16 protein-coding genes and 1 pseudogene are annotated in these 17,019 nt (G+C 77.1%); 5 read left to right on the plus strand and 12 right to left on the minus strand.

Going from position 1 to position 17,019, the window contains the following annotated elements:
* Positions 1 to 920: 920 nt before the first annotated feature.
* The 4 genes and pseudogenes from ACI79L_RS05435 to rimP all read right to left on the minus strand — a co-directional run.
* Positions 921 to 1,067: pseudogene (locus ACI79L_RS05435) on the minus strand (translation initiation factor IF-2 N-terminal domain-containing protein); the annotation flags it as partial.
* Between the two features lie 94 nt (positions 1,068 to 1,161).
* Entirely contained in the window at positions 1,162 to 1,545 is a 384-nt protein-coding gene (locus tag ACI79L_RS05440) for a YlxR family protein (protein WP_456935796.1), read from the minus strand.
* Between the two features lie 8 nt (positions 1,546 to 1,553).
* The gene (nusA, locus tag ACI79L_RS05445) at positions 1,554 to 2,687 is read right to left on the minus strand and encodes a transcription termination factor NusA (protein ID WP_456929916.1); all 1,134 of its coding nucleotides are present in this window, start codon (positions 2,685 to 2,687) and stop codon (positions 1,554 to 1,556) included.
* Complete coding sequence (gene rimP, locus ACI79L_RS05450; RefSeq protein ID WP_456935797.1) at positions 2,684 to 3,301, minus strand: ribosome maturation factor RimP; 618 nt, start codon at positions 3,299 to 3,301, stop codon at positions 2,684 to 2,686. Before rimP ends, nusA begins: the two co-directional genes overlap by 4 nt.
* A gap of 340 nt (positions 3,302 to 3,641) precedes the next feature.
* On the opposite strand from rimP, the gene ACI79L_RS05455 reads away from it, so the two are divergent.
* Together ACI79L_RS05455 and ACI79L_RS05460 are read left to right on the plus strand one after the other, a co-directional pair.
* Complete coding sequence (locus tag ACI79L_RS05455) at positions 3,642 to 4,118, plus strand: hypothetical protein (RefSeq protein ID WP_456935798.1); 477 nt, start codon at positions 3,642 to 3,644, stop codon at positions 4,116 to 4,118.
* A 12-nt stretch (positions 4,119 to 4,130) separates the two neighbouring features.
* Positions 4,131 to 4,589 (plus strand): ferritin-like domain-containing protein, encoded by a 459-nt coding sequence (locus tag ACI79L_RS05460; RefSeq protein ID WP_456935799.1) that lies wholly within the window; start codon positions 4,131 to 4,133, stop codon positions 4,587 to 4,589.
* Here the strand turns inward: ACI79L_RS05460 and ACI79L_RS05465 are convergent.
* The 5 genes from ACI79L_RS05465 to dxr are packed head-to-tail and all read right to left on the minus strand — an operon-like array spanning position 4,586 to position 11,218.
* Positions 4,586 to 6,481: a penicillin-binding transpeptidase domain-containing protein gene (locus ACI79L_RS05465; RefSeq protein WP_456935800.1), complete on the minus strand. Its 1,896-nt coding sequence runs from the start codon at positions 6,479 to 6,481 to the stop codon at positions 4,586 to 4,588. The two genes, ACI79L_RS05460 and ACI79L_RS05465, sit on opposite strands and share 4 nt — an antisense overlap.
* 46 nt (positions 6,482 to 6,527) lie before the next feature.
* Positions 6,528 to 7,379 carry a GNAT family N-acetyltransferase gene (locus tag ACI79L_RS05470; protein ID WP_456935801.1) on the minus strand — a complete coding sequence of 284 codons (852 nt, stop codon included), beginning with the start codon at positions 7,377 to 7,379 and terminating at the stop codon, positions 6,528 to 6,530.
* A gap of 34 nt (positions 7,380 to 7,413) precedes the next feature.
* Positions 7,414 to 8,589 (minus strand): flavodoxin-dependent (E)-4-hydroxy-3-methylbut-2-enyl-diphosphate synthase, encoded by a 1,176-nt coding sequence (gene ispG / locus ACI79L_RS05475; RefSeq protein ID WP_456929910.1) that lies wholly within the window; start codon positions 8,587 to 8,589, stop codon positions 7,414 to 7,416.
* 41 nt (positions 8,590 to 8,630) lie between these two features.
* Positions 8,631 to 10,064 (minus strand): M50 family metallopeptidase, encoded by a 1,434-nt coding sequence (locus ACI79L_RS05480; RefSeq protein ID WP_456935940.1) that lies wholly within the window; start codon positions 10,062 to 10,064, stop codon positions 8,631 to 8,633.
* The gene (gene dxr, locus ACI79L_RS05485; RefSeq protein WP_456935802.1) at positions 10,016 to 11,218 is read right to left on the minus strand and encodes a 1-deoxy-D-xylulose-5-phosphate reductoisomerase; all 1,203 of its coding nucleotides are present in this window, start codon (positions 11,216 to 11,218) and stop codon (positions 10,016 to 10,018) included. The genes ACI79L_RS05480 and dxr overlap by 49 nt, the downstream gene beginning before the upstream one ends.
* A gap of 166 nt (positions 11,219 to 11,384) precedes the next feature.
* On the opposite strand from dxr, the gene ACI79L_RS05490 reads away from it, so the two are divergent.
* From ACI79L_RS05490 to ACI79L_RS05500, 3 genes are read left to right on the plus strand one after another with little or no spacing between them, the layout of a single operon-like run.
* Positions 11,385 to 12,341: a hypothetical protein gene (locus tag ACI79L_RS05490; RefSeq protein ID WP_456935803.1), complete on the plus strand. Its 957-nt coding sequence runs from the start codon at positions 11,385 to 11,387 to the stop codon at positions 12,339 to 12,341.
* A gap of 2 nt (positions 12,342 to 12,343) precedes the next feature.
* Positions 12,344 to 13,321 (plus strand): LCP family protein, encoded by a 978-nt coding sequence (locus ACI79L_RS05495; protein ID WP_456935804.1) that lies wholly within the window; start codon positions 12,344 to 12,346, stop codon positions 13,319 to 13,321.
* A gap of 56 nt (positions 13,322 to 13,377) precedes the next feature.
* Positions 13,378 to 13,698: a DUF2631 domain-containing protein gene (locus ACI79L_RS05500; protein ID WP_456935805.1), complete on the plus strand. Its 321-nt coding sequence runs from the start codon at positions 13,378 to 13,380 to the stop codon at positions 13,696 to 13,698.
* Positions 13,699 to 13,805: 107 nt separating this feature from the next.
* On the opposite strand, the gene ACI79L_RS05505 is transcribed toward ACI79L_RS05500, so the two are convergent.
* From ACI79L_RS05505 to ACI79L_RS05515, 3 genes are all read right to left on the minus strand, one after another.
* Entirely contained in the window at positions 13,806 to 14,522 is a 717-nt protein-coding gene (locus ACI79L_RS05505; protein ID WP_456935806.1) for a VIT1/CCC1 transporter family protein, read from the minus strand.
* A gap of 16 nt (positions 14,523 to 14,538) precedes the next feature.
* Positions 14,539 to 15,726, minus strand: coding sequence for a 23S rRNA (adenine(2503)-C(2))-methyltransferase RlmN (rlmN, locus tag ACI79L_RS05510; protein ID WP_456935807.1), 1,188 nt, complete (start codon positions 15,724 to 15,726; stop codon positions 14,539 to 14,541).
* A 62-nt stretch (positions 15,727 to 15,788) separates the two neighbouring features.
* Entirely contained in the window at positions 15,789 to 17,000 is a 1,212-nt protein-coding gene (locus ACI79L_RS05515; RefSeq protein WP_456935808.1) for a hypothetical protein, read from the minus strand.
* Positions 17,001 to 17,019 lie beyond the last annotated feature (19 nt).

Genomic DNA, 17,019 nt, shown 5'->3' on the forward strand with positions numbered 1-17,019 from the left:
CGGCCACCACCGCCGCCGCCGCCACGGAAACCACCGCCGGCCGGCGCCCCGGCACCGGGGCCACCGCCGCCGCCGGGACGGAAACCGCCACCGCCGCCGGGACCACCGGGACGGCCGCGGCCACCGGCACCGCCGGGGCCGCCGGGACGGCCGGCACCGGCCGGACGCGGCGGCATCATGCCCGGGTTCGGACGCGGCGGCATCATGCCCGGGTTCGGCCGGGGACCACCCGGACCGGCCGCGGGACGCGGACCGCCGGCACCGGGACCCGGACGCGGGCCACCGGGACGGGGACCACCGGCGCCGGGCGCCGGACGCGGACCGCCGGCACCGGGACCCGGACGCGGGCCACCCGCCGCCGGACCCGGACGCGGGCCACCGGCAGCCGGACCCGGACGCGGGGCGCTGCTGAAGGGGTTGTTGCCCGGCCGCGGAGCCGGACGCGGGCCCGGACGCGGACCGGCACCCGGGGCGCCGGGCGCGGCACCGCCGGGACGGGCGCCACCGGGAGCCGCCGGGCGCGGGGCACCCGGACGCGCGGGACCGGGGACGGGGCCGCCGGCCGGACGCGGCGCGGGCGCACCCGGACGCGGGGCATCCGGCGCGGCCGGGCGCGGACCCGAGGGCGCGGCCGGCTGCTGCGCCGGCGCACTGGCCGCCGGGGCCTGGGGCGCGGCCGGACGCGGGCCGGGCGTCGGCGCACCCGGACGCGGGGCACCGGGCCGCGGCCCCGGCGTCGGACCGGCCGACGGCGCGGGCGCGGACGGCCCGGCGGGGGGCTGCGGCGCACGCGCGGCGGGCGACGGCGCGGGGGCCGACGCGGCCGGCGAGGGCGCCGCCGGGCGCGGGGCGGCCGGGCGGGCGGGGGCACCGCCGCCGTTGCCGCCGCCGGCGTTACCGCCGGTGGACGCGCCGAGGGCCTCCCGGAGCCGCCGGGCCACGGGGGCCTCGACGGTCGAGGAGGCGGACTTCACGAACTCGCCCTGCTCCTTGAGCTTGGCGAGCACGGTCTTGCTGTCGACCCCGAACTCCTTGGCGAGTTCGTGGACGCGGGCTTTGCCTGGCACGGATCTCCTCTTGTGAGGCCGGCGGCTCGCCCGCGCGACCTCGTCGTCAGTGGTACATGGTCTGGCTTGTCATCGTGGGGACTTCACGGCTGACTCATCCGACGACGTCCTGCTCTCGACGTGCGGACCGGCCGGTTGCCGGTCCGTCTGTGGGAAGTGCGGTCTGTCGTTCGTCCGCTGTCGCCCGTCCCGGGCCCGGGTCCCCCGGCGCGGAGGCGCCGAGGACGTGGGCCCGGAGCGGACCGGCCTCCACCGCGGCACCGCGCGGGAGGCGCAGCGCCCGGGAGAAGGCCCGGCGTCGCTCCGCTGCGTGGAGGCACTCCGGGGTGGGGTGCACGGACGCACCCCGGCCGGGGAGCCGCCGTCGCGGATCGGGCACGAGGGTCCCGGACCGGAGGACGACACGCAGCAGGTCGGTGACCGGAGCGCGCTCCCGGCAGCCCACACACGTGCGCACCGGGATCGACGTTTCGGCCACCCGTCACTCTAGCGCGCTGCGGGACCCCGTTGTTCCGGACGCCGCGGACCGGACCGCAGCCCGCCCCCACCGGGGGACGGCCGCCCGCCCGGGGCGCCGGCCCGGACCGGCGGCGGGCCCGAGCGCAGCGGCGGGCGCCCCACCCCGGGCGAGGGGGTGGCGTCGTCGGGCCGGGCGTCGCTGCGGATGTCGATCCGGCAGCCGGTGAGCCGGGCGGCCAGGCGGGCGTTCTGCCCCTCCTTGCCGATGGCCAGCGACAGCTGGAAGTCCGGGACGACGACCCGCACCGCCTTGGCCTTCGGGTCGACCAGCGTGGCGCTGCTCACCCGGGCCGGGCTGAGCGCGGAGGCGACGAAGGTCGCCGGGTCGTCGGACCAGTCGACGATGTCGATCTTCTCGCCGTGCAGCTCGCTCATGACGTTGCGCACCCGCTGCCCCATCGGGCCGATGCAGGCGCCCTTGGCGTTGAGCCCCGGCACCGAGGTGCGGACGGCGATCTTCGAGCGGTGCCCGGCCTCCCGCGCGACGGCGACGATCTCCACGCTGCCGTCGGCGATCTCGGGGACCTCAAGGGCGAACAGCTTGCGCACCAGGTTCGGGTGGGTGCGCGAGACGGTCACCTGCGGGCCCCGGTGGGTGCGGGACACCGAGACGACGTAGGCGCGCAGCCGGCTGCCGTGCGGGTAGCTCTCGCCGGGCACCTGCTCGGCGGCGGGCAGGACCGCCTCGACCTTGCCGATGTCGACCAGAACCGCGCCCTGGGCGTTGCGGCGCGCGTCGGCCTGGACGACACCGCTGACGATGTCGCCCTCCTTGCCGGCGTACTCGCCGAAGGTCTGCTCGTGCTCGGCGTCGCGCAGCCGCTGGACGATGACCTGCTTGGCGGTGCTGGCCGCGATGCGGCCGAAGTCACTCGGGGTGTCGTCCCACTCGCGCACGACCTCGCCGTCGGGGCCCAGCTCCTGCGCGAGCACCGCGACCTCACCGGTCTTGCGGTCGACGTGCACGCGCACGTGCTTGGCCGCGCCGTCGGCGTGGCGGTACGCGGTCACGAGCGCCGTCTCGAGGGCCTCGATGACCGTGTCGACGGGGATGCCCTTCTCCCGCTCGACCGCCTTGAGGGCGGTCACGTCGATGTTCACTGTCCTCCTCCGTCGTCGTCGCCCTCGTCGTCGTCCGCGTCGAGCACGTCGTCCGGCTCGTCCGCCGGGTCGTCCGTCAGGTCGTCCGTCTGGTCGTCCTCGCCCGGGCGGCCGAACTCGACCTGCACCCGGCCGGGGCCGAGCTCGGCCCACGGCACCTGCCGCGGCGTCGGCGGCCGCTTGCGGGCCCCGGGCTTGGCCTTCGGCTCGACGGCGAGGGTCACGCCCTCGTCGTCGACGGCGGTGACCCGGCCGGTCACCTGCTCGGCCGCCCCGGCCGGGCCGACGGTCACGGTGACCAGCCGGCCGGTGTTGCGCCGCCAGTGCCGCGGCTCGGTCAGCGGCCGGTCGACACCGGGGCTGGTCACCTCGAGCACGTAGGGGGCGCGGCCGAGCTCGCCGTCGTTCTCGTCGAGGACCGCCGACACCGCCCGGCTGACCTCGGCGACGTCGTCGAGGGACACGCCCTCGTCCCGGTCGACGACCACGCGGACGACGCTGCGCCGGCCGGCGGGCGTGACCACGAGCTCCTCGAGGTCGTAGCCGGCGGCCCCCACCACGGGCTCGATCCAGCCGGCCAGCCGTGTGGCGGCCGGGTCCTGCCGTCCCCTCACGGCCGGGTCCTGCCGGGACCCCACGGCCGGGTCCTGCCGGGACCCCACGGCCGGGTCCTGCCGGGACCCCACGGCCGGGTCCTGCCGTCCCCTCGCGGACACGGGCTCCCTCCCCTCCTGCAACCGGTCGGAGCTCGTGCTCGGCGGACCGCACCGTCCGGGGCCGCGCCCGGTGGCGCGGGTCAGCGCGGCACCGGCCGCGGCGTACCCGGGGAGTCGTCAGGCTACCGCTCCACCGGGCATCGGGGCCCGGCCGCTCGGGCGGGTGAGCTCCCGGAGGTCCCGACGCGCCCGGGAGCCGTCCGGGCGGGCCGGGCGGCTCCTGGGAGGATGGCGGGCGATGTCCCCCTCCCCCACCCCCGCCGGGTTCCCGCGCCGCCGCCTGCTCGCGGGCACGGCGGGGCTGGCACTGCTCCTGGCCGGCTGCACCTCCGGCGACTCCGGGGAGGCGGCCCGGGAGACGGCGGCGCAGCAGGACCGGCTGGCCGGCCAGGTCGCCGTCCAGGAGGCGGTGGTGGCCGCCTACGACGCGGCGGTCGCCGCGGACCCCGCGTTCGGCGGGACCATCGCCGACCTGACCGGACAGGCCCAGGAGCAGCTGGAACGGCTGCGCGCGGCGGCACCGGGGGCGACCCCGTCGCCGCCGTCGCCGCCGGCGGCGCCGGCGGGCGGGGACCTGCGCGCGTGGCTGCGCGAGCAGGTGGGCGCCGCGGCCGCCGCCCACGCGGCCGCCTGCGTGGAGGTCCCCGGTGCCGGGGCCGCGCTGCTGGGGTCGATCGCGGCGGGGCTGCGCGGGCACGCCGCCGCGCTGGCGTGAGGGAGGCCGCACGTGGCTGAGGACGGGACCGCCGGGAGCGCGGAGGACACCGCGCTGCGCGAGGTGGTGGCCGCCGAGCACGCGGCGGTGTGGGGGTACGGCGTCGTCGGGGCGGCCCTGCCGGCCGACGGCCGGACGCCCGCCGCCGATGCCGAGCAGGCCCACCGGGACTCCCGCGACCGCCTGGCGGAGCTGCTCGACGAGCGCGACGCCGACCCGGTGCCCGCCGAGGCCGGCTACGAGCTGCCGTTCCCGGTGCTCTCGGCGGTCGACGCCGCGGCCCTGGCCGTCGTGCTCGAGGACGGCGTCTCCGCGGCCTGGGTGGCGCTGCTCGACGCGGCGGAGGAGCCCGGGGTGCGGCAGCTCGCCGTCGACTCCCTGGGCGCCGGCGAGGAGCGCGCCGTGACCTGGCGCGCCGCCGCCGGCCGCACCCCGGTCACGTCGGCCCTGCCGGGCCTGCCCGAGAGCTAGCCCAGCGCGCCGAGGAAGGCGTCGGTGACGGCGACGGCGGCGCTGCTGGACTGCCCGCCCTCGACCAGCACCGCGAACGCGATGTCGCCCTGCGGGCCGCCGAGCTGGTAGCCGGTGAACCAGCCGTGCGCGTCCGGCGGGGTGTTGCTGCCGAACTCGGCGGTGCCGGTCTTGCCGTAGACCTCGCCGCGGTCGGCCAGCGCCTGCGCGGTGCCGGTCAGCACGACCTGGCGCATCATCGGCCGGAGCTGGTCGAGCACCGCCTGGCCCGGGCCGGCCGGCGCGGGGCCCGCCGGGTCGGCGCCGACCACCTCGACCGGCGCGGCCGGGGTGCCGCTGGCCACGCCCGCGACCACCAGCGCCATCTGCGCCGGGCTCACGAGCACCTGGCCCTGGCCGATCGCGTCCGCGGCCTTCGTGGTGCCGGTGGCGTCGGCCGGGACGCTGCCGCTGAACACGTCGACCGGCAGCTGCCAGTCGCTGCCTACCCCGTAGGAGGCGGCCGCCGCGGCGAGGGCGTCGTCGGGCAGCTGCAGGCCGGCCTGGATGAAGGTGGTGTTGCAGGACCGGGCGAACGCCTCGGTGAACGGCACGGTGCCGAGGTCGAACTGGTCCTGGTTCTCGAACTCGCGGCCCTCGACGACCGTCGTCCCCGGGCAGGGGACCGCGGTGTCCGGGGTGAGCGCGCCGGCGGACAGCAGCGCCGTCGCCGTGATCGTCTTCATGCTCGACCCCGGCGGGTACTGGCCGGTCAGGGCGTTGCCGGCCGCCGCGGCCTCGTTCGAGGAGACGGCCAGCAGCTCCCCCGTGCCGGGCCGGACGACGACCAGGTGGGTCGCCAGCGGCTGGGTGGCGACGGCGCCGTCGGCGGCGTCCTGCAGCGCGCGGACCAGCGGCGTCCGGATCGGCTCGCCGGGGACGGGCTCGGCGGCGCCGACCTCCTGGCCGGCGTCGCCGGTGGACTCGTCGGTGCTCACCACCGAGACGGTGAAGCCGGCGGTGCCGGTGAGCTGCTCCTGGTAGGCGCGCTGCAGGCCGGAGAGGCCGAGCTGGTCCCCCGCGGCGTACACGGCCCCGTCCTCCCCGGTGCTCTCCTCGAGCACCTCGGCGGTGGCCGCCCCGACCCGGCCGAGCAGCGCGGAGGCGAACCCGGCCGACGGCGCGAGCAGCCGCGTCTCGGTGGGGAACACCGCGCCGGGCAGGTCGAAGACCTGGGCGCGGATGGCCTCGAAGTCCGGCCGCCGCAGGGTGATCACGGGGACGAACTGGCCGGCCGGGGCGGCCTGGACGTCGGCGGTGATCTCCTCGGCGGACACCCCGGTGGCCGCCGACAGCGCCGCGGCCAGCGACGGCAGGTCGGCGACCTGGCCGGTGTCGACGCCCACGTTGACGACCTCGGTCGGGGCGAACAGCGGCTGGCCGGCGGCGTCGGTGATCGCGGCGCGCTCGGGCAGCGACCGGGTCAGCTGCAGGCGCTGGCCCTCGCCCAGCTCGGGGTGCACGAGCGTGGGCTCGGCGACCACCTGCCAGGCGTCCTCACCCTCCCGCAGCTCCAGGGTGGCCTCGTAGCTCCAGGCGGGTGCCGCGGCGAGGTCCCAGGTGGCGGTCCAGGCGGCGGTGGCGGTGCCGTCCCGGACGGTGACGTCGCCGAGCTCGGCGCCGAGCGTGGCCTCGGGCAGGTCGGTGGCGGTCTGCTCGAGCAGCGCGGTGGCGGCGTCGGGGTCGGTGGTGGCGTCGGCCGCGGCGCCGGTGTCGCCCCCGGCCCAGTCGTCGAGGAAGGCCTGCGCGGCGGCGCGGACGTCGTCCTCGGAGCTGCCGGAGCAGGCGGCGAGGGCCGGCGCGGACAGGAGCGTGAGGACAGTGCCGAGGACCGCCGTGCGTCGTGCTGCCACGACGGGACACCCTCTCAGACCGGGGCGGCGTTCCCCGGGAGGTGGCTCAGAACAGGACGCTGGCGTAGCGGCCGACCTCGCGGAACCCGACCCGGCGGTACACCGCCCGTGCGGGGGCGTTGTAGTCGTTGACGTAGAGGCTGACCACCGGGGCGATCATGGTCCGCGCGTACTCGACGACGGCGGCCATCCCGGCGGCGCCGATGCCGCGGCCGCGCATCTCGGGGGCGGTCCACACGCCCTGCACCTGGCAGGCCGCCCGCGACACCGCGCCGATCTCGGCCTTGAACAGCACCCGCCCGTCCTCGATCCAGGCCAGCGACTGGCCGGCGCGGACGAGGTCCTCGACCCGCGCGCGGTAGCCGACGCCGCCGTCGGTCCGCAGCGGGCTGACGCCGACCTCCTCGGTGAACATGGCCACCGCCGCGGGCAGCAGCACGTCCACCTCGCGCGGGCGCACCGGCCGGACCCGCGGCTCGGGGGCGACCGCCGGCGGGCCCTCGATGGCCATCAGCGGCTGCCGGGGCCGGTGGTCGCGGCACGGGCCCCACGCGGGCTCGAGCAGCTCCCACAGCGGGTCGACGGCCGCGGCCGGCCCGACGATCGTCGAGCAGCGGCGGCCGGCCCGGCGGGCGCGCTCGGCGAACGCCTCGGCCGCCGCCTGCTCGGCGCCGGGGACGGCGAACGGGATGAGGTTGGCCCCGGCCAGGCAGACGGCGTCGAGGCTGCGGCCGGCGCCCATCCCCCACAGCGGCGCCCCGAGGGTCGACGGCGCGGTGCCGGCCGCCTCCACGCGTCCGGCGAGCACGCACGCGGCGACCGGGTCGGAGTCCAGCAGCCGGCGGACGGCCGGCTCGTCGGTCTCGTCGAGGACGCGGGCGGTCGGCGAGCGGAGCACGGATCTGGCCCAGGAGGACGGACGGCGGGGCGGGTCAGCTGACGGTGACGACCGGCGGGCCGGACGGCGTGCCGGCGTCGACCTGCTCGCCGGCAGGCATCTCGGCGGCGAGGCGCATGGCCTCCTCGATGAGCGTCTCGACGATCTGCGACTCGGGCACGGTCTTCACGACCTGGCCCTTGACGAAGATCTGCCCCTTGCCGTTGCCCGAGGCCACGCCGAGGTCGGCCTCGCGGGCCTCGCCGGGGCCGTTGACGACGCAGCCCATGACGGCGACCCGCAGCGGCACCTCGAGCCCGTCGAGGCCGGCGGTCACCTCGTCGGCCAGCTTGTAGACGTCGACCTGCGCGCGGCCGCACGAGGGGCAGCTGACGATCTCCAGGCCGCGCTGGCGCAGGTTCAGCGACTCCAGGATCTGGGTGCCGACCTTGACCTCCTCGACCGGCGGCGCCGAGAGCGAGACGCGGATGGTGTCGCCGATGCCCTGCGACAGCAGCGCGCCGAACGCGACGGCCGACTTGATCGTCCCCTGGAAGGCGGGGCCGGCCTCGGTGACGCCGAGGTGCAGCGGGTAGTCGCACTGCGCGGCGAGCAGCTCGTAGGCGCGGACCATGACCACCGGGTCGTTGTGCTTGACCGAGATCTTGATGTCGCGGAAGTCGTGCTCCTCGAACAGCGAGCACTCCCACAGCGCCGACTCGACCAGCGCCTCGGGCGTGGCCTTGCCGTACTTGGCGAGCAGCCGCTTGTCGAGGGACCCGGCGTTGACGCCGATGCGGATCGGGATGCCGGCGTCCTTGGCCGCCTTCGCGATCTCACCGACCCGGTCGTCGAACTTCTTGATGTTGCCGGGGTTGACCCGCACCGCGGCGCAGCCGGCGTCGATCGCGGCGAACACGTACCGCGGCTGGAAGTGGATGTCGGCGATGACCGGGATCTGCGACTTCTTCGCGATCGCCGGCAGCGCCTCGGCGTCGTCGGTGTCGGGGACGGCGACCCGGACGATCTGGCAGCCGGCGGCGGTCAGCTCGGCGATCTGCTGCAGGGTGGCGTTGACGTCGGCGGTCTTCGTCGTCGTCATCGACTGCACGCTGACCGGGGAGTCGCTGCCGACGCCCACGCCGCCGACGTCCAGCTGCCGCGTCTTCCGGCGCGGGGCCAGGACGGGCGGGGGCGCGGCGGGCATGCCGAGAGCGACGGGGATGGCCATGACCACGAGTATCCCCGCTCTCCCGGGGTCGGCGCCGACGCCTACTGGAGTGTGATCGGGTTGACGACGTCGGCGATGAGCAGCAGCCCCGACAGCGCGATGAACAGCCCGGCGACGACGTAGGCGACCGGCATCAGCCGGGCGATGTCGAAGGGGCCCGGGTCGGGCCGGCCGCGCCAGCGGGCGACCACCGAGCGGGCCTTCTCGTACAGCGCCCCGGCCACGTGCCCGCCGTCGAGCGGGTAGACCGGCAGCAGGTTGAACAGGAACAGCACGAGGTTGACGCTGGCCAGCAGGCCGAGGAAGAAGCTCAGCTTCTCCGCGCCGCTGAACTCCTGGATGGCGAAGACCTCGCCGGAGATCCGCCCGACGCCGACGACGCCGATCGGGCCGTTCTCGTCCCGCTCCTCGCCGAGGAAGGCGGCGCGGAACAGCTGCGGGACGCGCTCGGGGACCTCCAGCAGCCGCTGCACCGACTGGGACACGACCATGCCGAAGTAGCCGGGCAGGTCGGCCACCGACTGGCGGGCGAAGCCGAACACCGGGCTGACGCCGAGGTACCCGGCGGTCATCGTGCCCTCGCCGTCGTCGGCGGCGACGACGTTCTCGATCGGCGTGACGGTGAGGTCCCGGCGCTCGCCGTCGCGCTCGACGGTGAGGGTCAGCGACTCCCCCGCCGAGCCGCGGATCGCCTGCTGCACCGTCGTCCAGCTGTCGTAGGCGGTCGGGTCGACCTCCCCGCCGTCGATCGCGACGATCGTGTCGCCCGGCCGCAGCCCGGCCCGGGCTGCGGGGCTGGCCACCGGCTCGGCACAGCCGGGGGTGCCCGCCTCGCAGAGCTGCCCGGCGTCGGCGCCGCTGGTGACGATCGGGATGTCGCAGACGTCGCGGTCCTGCTCACGGGCGACGGCGATGCTCTCCGCCCCGGCGGGGACCACGCAGGCGGGGACGGTCTCGAGCTGGGTGGTGATGACGCTGGTGCCGATCGCGGTGAGCGTGATCGCGAAGAACACGACCGCGAGCACCAGGTTGTGGAACGGCCCGGCGAACATGACGATCACGCGCTGCCACCAGGGCTTGGCGTAGAAGACCCGGCCGGCGTCGCTGGGCCGGACGTCGTCGAGGGCCTGGCCGCGCACCTCGGCGATGAACGTCCGCATGCGGGTGGCGCGCTTGCTCTCGTTCTCCTCGGCCGGCGGGATCATGCCGACGATGCGGATGTAGCCGCCGAGCGGGATCGCCTTGATGCCGTACTCGGTCTCGCCGCGCCGGAAGGAGAACACCGTCGGGCCGAAGCCGACCATGAACTGCGGCACGCGCATGCCGAACTTCCGCGCCCAGTAGAAGTGGCCGAACTCGTGGAAGCCGATGCTGAACAGCAGGCCGATCGCGAACGCGACGATCCCGAGGACCGTCAGGAGGGTGGTCAGCTCAGGCCTCCGGCGACAGCGGCGCGGGCGTGCTGCCGGGCCCAGCGCTCCGCGGCCAGCACGTCGTCCACGCAGGTGGGGGCGCCGAGGTCCGGCGCGTCGTCGAGGGTACGCGCGACCAGGCCCACGACGTCGGTGAAACGCAGCCGCCCGGCGAGGAAGGCGGCGACCGCCTCCTCGTTGGCCGCGTTGTACAGCGCCGGGACGACGCCGCCGGCCTCCCCTGCCGCGCGCGCGAGCCGCACCGCCGGGAACGCCTCGGGGTCCAGCGGCGCGAACTCCCAGGTGCTCGCCGTCGACCAGTCCAGCGCCGGCTGCACGTGCGGCAGCCGGTCGGGCCAGGCCAGCGCCAGCGCGATCGGCAGCCGCATGTCCGGCGGGCTGGCCTGGGCGATGGTCGCGCCGTCGGCGAAGGTGACCATCGAGTGCACGATCGACTGCGGGTGCACCACGACGTCGATGTCGGCGTAGGGCACGCCGAACAGCAGGTGCGCCTCGATCAGCTCCAGGCCCTTGTTGACCAGCGTGGCCGAGTTGATCGTCACCACCGGGCCCATGGCCCAGGTGGGGTGCGCCAGCGCCTGCTCGACGGTGACGTCGGCGAGGTCGGCGGCGCTGCGCCCGCGGAACGGCCCGCCGCTGGCGGTGAGCACCAGCCGGGCGACCTCGCTCCGGTGCCCGCCGCGCAGGCACTGCGCCAGCGCCGAGTGCTCGGAGTCGACCGGCACCAGCTGGCCGGGCGCGGCCGCGGCGGTCACGAGGTCCCCGCCGGCGACCAGCGACTCCTTGTTGGCCAGCGCGACGACGTTGCCGGCGCGCAGGGCGGCGAGCGTGGGGCCCAGCCCGATCGAGCCGGTGATCCCGTTGAGGACGACGTCGGTGGGGCGGGCGGCGAGCTCCTCGGCGGCGCGCGGCCCGGCGAGGATCTCCGGCAGCGCGTACTCGCCGCGCGCCCAGCCGCGCTGGGAGGCCGCCGCGTAGAAGGCCAGCTGCAGGTCCTGGGCGGCGGTCGCGCGGGCCACCGCGACCGTGCGGACGCCGAGGGTCAGCGCCTGCTCGGCCAGCCGGGCGACGTCGCCCCCGCCGGCGGCCAGCGCGGCGATCCGCAACCGGCCGGGGTTCTGCTCGGCGACCGCGATCGCCTGCCGGCCGATCGACCCGGTCGAGCCCAGCACGGTCACCTCGCGCGGCTCGCTCATGCCGCGATCCTCCCAACCGCCCGCCCCCACCCGCGCACCGGCGGCCCCCGCGCCACTCCAGCCCCTCCTGACCCGAAGTGATCATGTTCGCTACAGCGGAACGGAACCGTGCCGATGGGGATCACGACGGCCCGGGGAACGGGCCACCGAACGCCCCGGAGGGCCCATGTCCCGCGTGTCCCCGCTCCGCCTCTGCACCGTCGCAGGGCTCGCCGCCGGTACCGCCGCGGCCGGCCTCGCGCTCGCCCCCGCCGCCCTCGCCGCCGGGCTCCCCGCCCTCACCGGCCCCTCGACCGTCGCCGCCGACGTCGAGTTCGACGTGGCCGGCGAGGGGTGCACCGCCGCCGACCCGCTGGACCCGGCGATCGTCTACGTCGCCACCGACGTCGACCTCAGCGACCCGGAGGGCTGGGCCCAGGCGATCCTCCCCGAGGACGACGGCTCGTGGACCGCGACGCTGAGCTTCCCCGCCGGCACGACCGGCACCCACCAGGTGCTCGCCGGCTGCGGCTCGATGTACGCCGAGGGTGCCGTCGACTACCCCGAGTTCACCATCACGGTGGGGACCCCCACGCCCGGCACCCCGACGACGCCGACCAGCGCGGCCCCCACCACCGCCGCCCCCACCACCGCCGCCCCCACCGCCGCGGCCGTCACCACCCCGGCGACCGGCGCCATCCGCGGCACCACGGCCAACACCGCCGGCGTCAGCAGCCCCGACACCGGCGCCGCCACCGGCGACAGCGCCGTGCCCGGCCGCACGGTCGTCAAGATCCTCACCGGCTTCGAGCCGGGCGAGGTCGTCACGGTGACCCTGCACTCCACCCCGCAGACGGTCGGCCGGTTCACCGCCGACGCCTCGGGCACCGTCCGCGTCGAGTTCACCGTCCCGGCGGGCACCCCGGTCGGCGACCACACCCTCGTCTACGAGGGCAGCCAGGGCACCTACTTCCAGGAGGCGTTCGCGGTGACCGCGGCGTCCGGCACGCCGTCGTCGCCGGCCCTGGCCTACACCGGCGCCAGCGTCGCGCTCCCGCTCGGCCTCGGCGCCGGCGCCCTCGCGGTCGGCGGCGGCCTGGTGTTCCTCGCCCGGCGCCGGGCCGCGGAGGCCCCCCCGGCCTGAGCATGACCCCCGCGCCCGACACCGACGCCGGCCAGGGCTCCCCTGGCCGGCGTCGGTCGCGTCCGCGGCGCCGACGGTGGTCCCGGGCCGCGCTCACCGCCCTCCTGCTGACGCTCCTCGCGCTCGGCACGGACGCCGCCGTCCTCGCCGGCCGGGTGGACGAGGTCAACGTCGGCCTGACCGCCGACGACGCCGACGGCCGCACCTGGGTGCTCGTCGGCCTCGACTCGCGCGCCGCGCTGCCCGAGGGCGCCGACGTCCGGCACTTCGGCACGCCCGACGACGTGCCCGGAGCGCGAGCCGACGTGGTGGTCGTGGTCCACCAGACCGACGCCGGCACCACCGCGTTCTCGGTCCCGCGCGACCTCGTGGTGGCCAGCGGACGCCACCTCGACCGACTGGCGCTGACCTGGCTCGGCGGGCCGTCGGCCACCGTCGCCGCGCTGTGCCGGCTGGGCGTCCCCGCCGACCACCTGGTGACCGTCGACCTCGCCGGCTTCGCCGCGGTGGTCGACGCCGCCGGCGGCCTCGACGTCGACGTCCCCGCGCCCGTCCGCGACCGGCCGGCCGGGCTGCTGCTCGAGCGCGCCGGACGGCAGCACGTCGACGGCGCGACCGCGCTGGCCCTCGTCCGCTCCCGGCACCCCGAGCACCGGGTCGACGGCGTCTGGGTGCCCGCGCCGGTCGACCCCGACGGCCGGGCCACGGCGGCCGGCGCCGTCCTGTCCGCGCTCGTCGCGCAGGTGCAGCGGTCCCTCGTGCTGCCCTGGCGCGTCCAGTCGGTCGCCTGGGCGGCCTCGGGCGCGCTCGCCGTCGACCCCGGCACCTCGGTCCCCGACCTGCTCGCCCTGGCCCGGGCCGACGTCGGCACAGTGGACGTCCTCCCGGCGGCCGACCCGGTCGACGGCACGCTGCCCCGCCTGCCCACGGCGGAGACGACCGCGGCCGTCGCCACGGCCGGGATGTCCTGCGACGGCTGACGACCCGCCGCGACCTCGACCGGTGACCCGCGGACGGGACTGGCAGGATGAGGGGCGTGAGCGAGCAGTCCGGCCCCGGGGTCCGCCAGCACGACCCGCTGACCACGCGCGTCAACCAGCCCAACCGCGAGGAGGGCGTCGTCCGCGCCGGGGAGCACCCGGTCGAGGAGGAGCGGCCCGAGGACTGGGGCTGGCACGCCCGCAGCGGCAAGTGGGCGCAGATCGCCGGCTGGCTGACCGTGCTGGTCATGCTGTCCTACACGTGGGGCAACCACGAGGGCCGCATGGAGGACCTGTGGCTGTTCGGCATCGCCGCCGGCCTGGTCGTGCTGCTGCTCTGGGACCTGCGCCGCAAGCGCACCGCCTGGCGCAGGTGACCCCCACCGACACCGACGCCCGATCCGGCTCCCGCCGGGTCGGGCGTCGTCGTTCCTGAGCCGTCGTTCCGGAGCCGTGGTTCCGGAGCTGTCGTCTCCAGGACGGCTCAGGAGACCGCGACGCCGATCGCCGCGCCGATGGCGTACGTCGCCCCTGCCGCGAGCGCGCCGAAGAGCAGCTGCCGCAGGGCCGCCGACCACCAGGAGCGCGGGGTGAACCGCGAGGACAGCGCCCCGGCCGCGGCCAGGCCCACCGCGCCGCACACCAGTGCCGCGGCGAGGACGGAGAACCCGAGCAGGTAGGGCAGCAGCGGGATCACCGCGCCGGTGGCGAAGGTGAGCAACGAGGAGACCGCCGCGGTCCACGGCGAGGGCTTGTCGGCCGGGTTGAGGCCCAGCTCGGCGACCACGTGCAGCCGCAGCGCCGTGTCGGGGTCGCGGTGCAGCTGGACGGCGACCCGCTCGGCGAGGTCGGCGTCGACGCCCCGGACCCGCAGCATCTCCACCAGCTCGGCGAGCTCGCCCCGCGGGTTGCGCTCGAGCTCGCGGCGCTCCTTCTCCACCTCGAGGTCGAGCTGCTCGTTCTGCGTGCTGACCGAGGTGTACTCCCCCAGCGCCATCGAGATCGCGCCGGCGACCAGACTGGCGACGCCGGAGAGCACGATCGCCTGCGACGAGGCGCCACCACCGCCGACGCCGGCGACCAGCGCGGTGTTGGTCACCAGACCGTCCATCGCGCCGAAGACGGCCGCCCGAAGCCACCCGCCCGAGACGTCGGCGTGACTGTGCTCGTGCGCCTCGGCCGCGGGGACCTCGGCGCTCACGCGGCGGCCCCGGTACTCATGCGTCCGACTCGGCCCCGAGCTCGACCGGGGGCTCCAGCGCGGGGACCGGCGTGGCCACGGTCGGCACGCCCACCCCGTCGTCACCAGCGCGGTCGGCCGCGGCGAGCTGGCCGCAGGCGCCGTCGATGTCCTGGCCGCGGGTGTCGCGGACCGTCGTCGGCACCCCGTGCGCGCGCAGCCGGGCCACGAACTCCCGCTGGGCGGGCAGCGGGCTGGCGTCCCAGGGGCTGCCCGGCGTCGGGTTGAGCGGGATGAGGTTGACGTGCGCGAGCCGCTTGGCCAGCAGCCGGCCGAGCAGGTCGGCGCGCTCGGGCTGGTCGTTGACGTCGCGGATGAGCGCGTACTCCACGGAGTAGCGGCGTCCGGTGCGCGCGGCGTAGGCGTCGGCCGCGTCGACGACGTCGGCCACCTTGTGCCGGGTGTTGATCGGCACGAGAGTGTCCCGGAGCTCGTCGTCGGGGGCGTGCAGGCTCACCGCGAGGGTGACGCCCAGGCCCTCCTCGGTCAGCCGCCGGATCGCCGGCACCAGGCCCACGGTGGAGACGGTGACCGACCGCTGCGACAGGCCCAGGCCCCACGGCGCGGAGGTGAGCAGCGCGTCCAGCGTGCGGCGGACGCGGGCGTAGTTGGCCAGCGGCTCGCCCATGCCCATGAAGACGACGTTGGACAGCCGGCCCGGTCCGCCGGGGATCTCCCCCGACGCCATGGCCGCGGCGGCGGCGACCGCCTGGCCGGTGATCTCGGCGGCCGAGAGGTTGCGGGTCAGCCCGTTCTGGCCGGTGGCGCAGAAGGGGCAGGCCATGCCGCAGCCGGCCTGGCTGGAGATGCAGACGGTGGCCCGGTCGGGGTAGCGCATGAGCACGCTCTCGACCAGCGCGCCGTCGTGCAGGCGCCACAGGGTCTTGCGGGTGCGCCCGCCGTCGGCCGACTGGTGGCGCACGGGCGTGAGCAGGCCCGGCAGCAGCGCCTCGGACAGCGGCTCGCGCACCGCGGCGGGCACGTCGGTCATCTGCGCCGGGTCGGTGGTGCCGCGGAAGAAGTGCCGGGCGAGCTGGTCGGCGCGGAACGCCGGCTGCCCGAGCTCGGCGACGGCGGCGCGCGCCTCCTCGCGGGTCAGGTCGGCGAGATGACGCGGCGGCTTGCCCCGGCGGGGGGCGTCGAGGACGAGCGGCAGGGCAGTCATGACCGCTCCATCGTCCCACCCCCGCGCCGGGCGTGGGCCGCCGTGCAGGTGAGGTCGCTCGCTCAGGACGCCTCTGCGCCCGTCGGCGCGGCCGTGGGCACCGGTGTCCCGGAGGGCGGCGTGGGCGTCGGGGTGGGGGTCACCTCGCCGTCCGCCGGGTCCGGGAGGGGGTGCTCGGTCGGGGTCGAGGGCGGCGCCGGTGTCTCGGACGGCGTCGGCGTCGTCGTCGGCGGGGCCGTGGGCTCCGGGGGCTCGACGGTCCCGGTCGACGGGGGCACGGTCCCGGTCGTCGGGGCCGGGTCCGTGACGGGCACCGGCGGCTCGACGGAGGGCAGCACCGCGACGGTCTCCGGCGTCGCGGACGGCTCCGGCGCGACCACCGTCGGCAGCGGCGCGTCCGGGGTCGTCACGGGGGACGGCGTCGCGCCGGTCCGCACCGGGGCCGGGTCAGGGTCGTTCGCCGCCGCGGACGGGGAGGGCACGGGCACGCTGCTCGTCGGCGCGAGGGGGACGACACCGGCGACGGTGGACGGCCGCGGCACCGGGACCGCCCGGGTCGGCGCGGCGGCCGTCGGGGACGTGGACTGCACGGCCGCCGTCGGGACCGAGCCGGACGAGGCGCCCGCCAGCAGGACCGCACCGGTGATGCCGCAGGCGGCGAGCACTCCCGCCGCCACGGCGACGCCGACCCGGCGCCGGGGACGCACCCGCGGGCGGACGACGACCCGCGGCGTCACGATCTCGGCGAGCGCCGGGACCGGGAGCACGTCCGGGTCCGGCAGCGCGTCCGGGTCCGGGAGCGCGTCCAGGACCGGCAGCACGTCCGGGACGGCGGGCGCCACCTCCGGGGCATCCTCGGCGGCGGCGCCGTCCGGCAGGACGGGGTCCCCCGGGACGCCCTCGTCCTCCGCGGTCCCGCCGTCCGGCGCCTCCTCGACAGGCGTCCCGCCGTCCGGCGCCTCCTCGACAGGCGTCCCGCCGTCCGGCGCCTCCTCGGCCGGGACCGCTGCCCCGGCGACCTCGTCGACCGGGACCTCGTCCTCCGCCGTCCCGCCGTCCGGGAACTCGGCGAGCGGGACCTCGCCGACCACGACCTCGCCGCCCACGACCTCGCCGACCGGGGCGTCCTCGAGGACCTGCTCGGCCGGGGCGTCCTCGTCAGCCGCCTCGGGGTCGGGCTCGTTCACCCACCCGGGCAGCCACTCCCCCCACGGCTCGACCGGGGTGCCGGCCTGCTCGGGGTCGCCAGGGTCACCGTCCTGCCGCGCCGTCATCCCACCTCGCTGTCACTCA

The sequence above is a fragment of the Geodermatophilus sp. SYSU D00684 genome, assembly GCF_054050455.1.

Bases quoted from the DNA above. Each gene is read 5' to 3' on its own strand.
- dxr (WP_456935802.1), bottom strand. From the start codon at position 11,218: ATGAGCGAGCCGCGCGAGGTGACCGTGCTGGGCTCGACCGGGTCGATC.
- ispG (WP_456929910.1), bottom strand. From the start codon at position 8,589: ATGGCCATCCCCGTCGCTCTCGGCATGCCCGCCGCGCCCCCGCCCGTC.
- ACI79L_RS05455 (WP_456935798.1), top strand. From the start codon at position 3,642: ATGTCCCCCTCCCCCACCCCCGCCGGGTTCCCGCGCCGCCGCCTGCTC.
- ACI79L_RS05495 (WP_456935804.1), top strand. From the start codon at position 12,344: ATGACCCCCGCGCCCGACACCGACGCCGGCCAGGGCTCCCCTGGCCGG.
- rlmN (WP_456935807.1), bottom strand. From the start codon at position 15,726: ATGACTGCCCTGCCGCTCGTCCTCGACGCCCCCCGCCGGGGCAAGCCG.
- ACI79L_RS05490 (WP_456935803.1), top strand. From the start codon at position 11,385: ATGTCCCGCGTGTCCCCGCTCCGCCTCTGCACCGTCGCAGGGCTCGCC.
- ACI79L_RS05515 (WP_456935808.1), bottom strand. From the start codon at position 17,000: ATGACGGCGCGGCAGGACGGTGACCCTGGCGACCCCGAGCAGGCCGGC.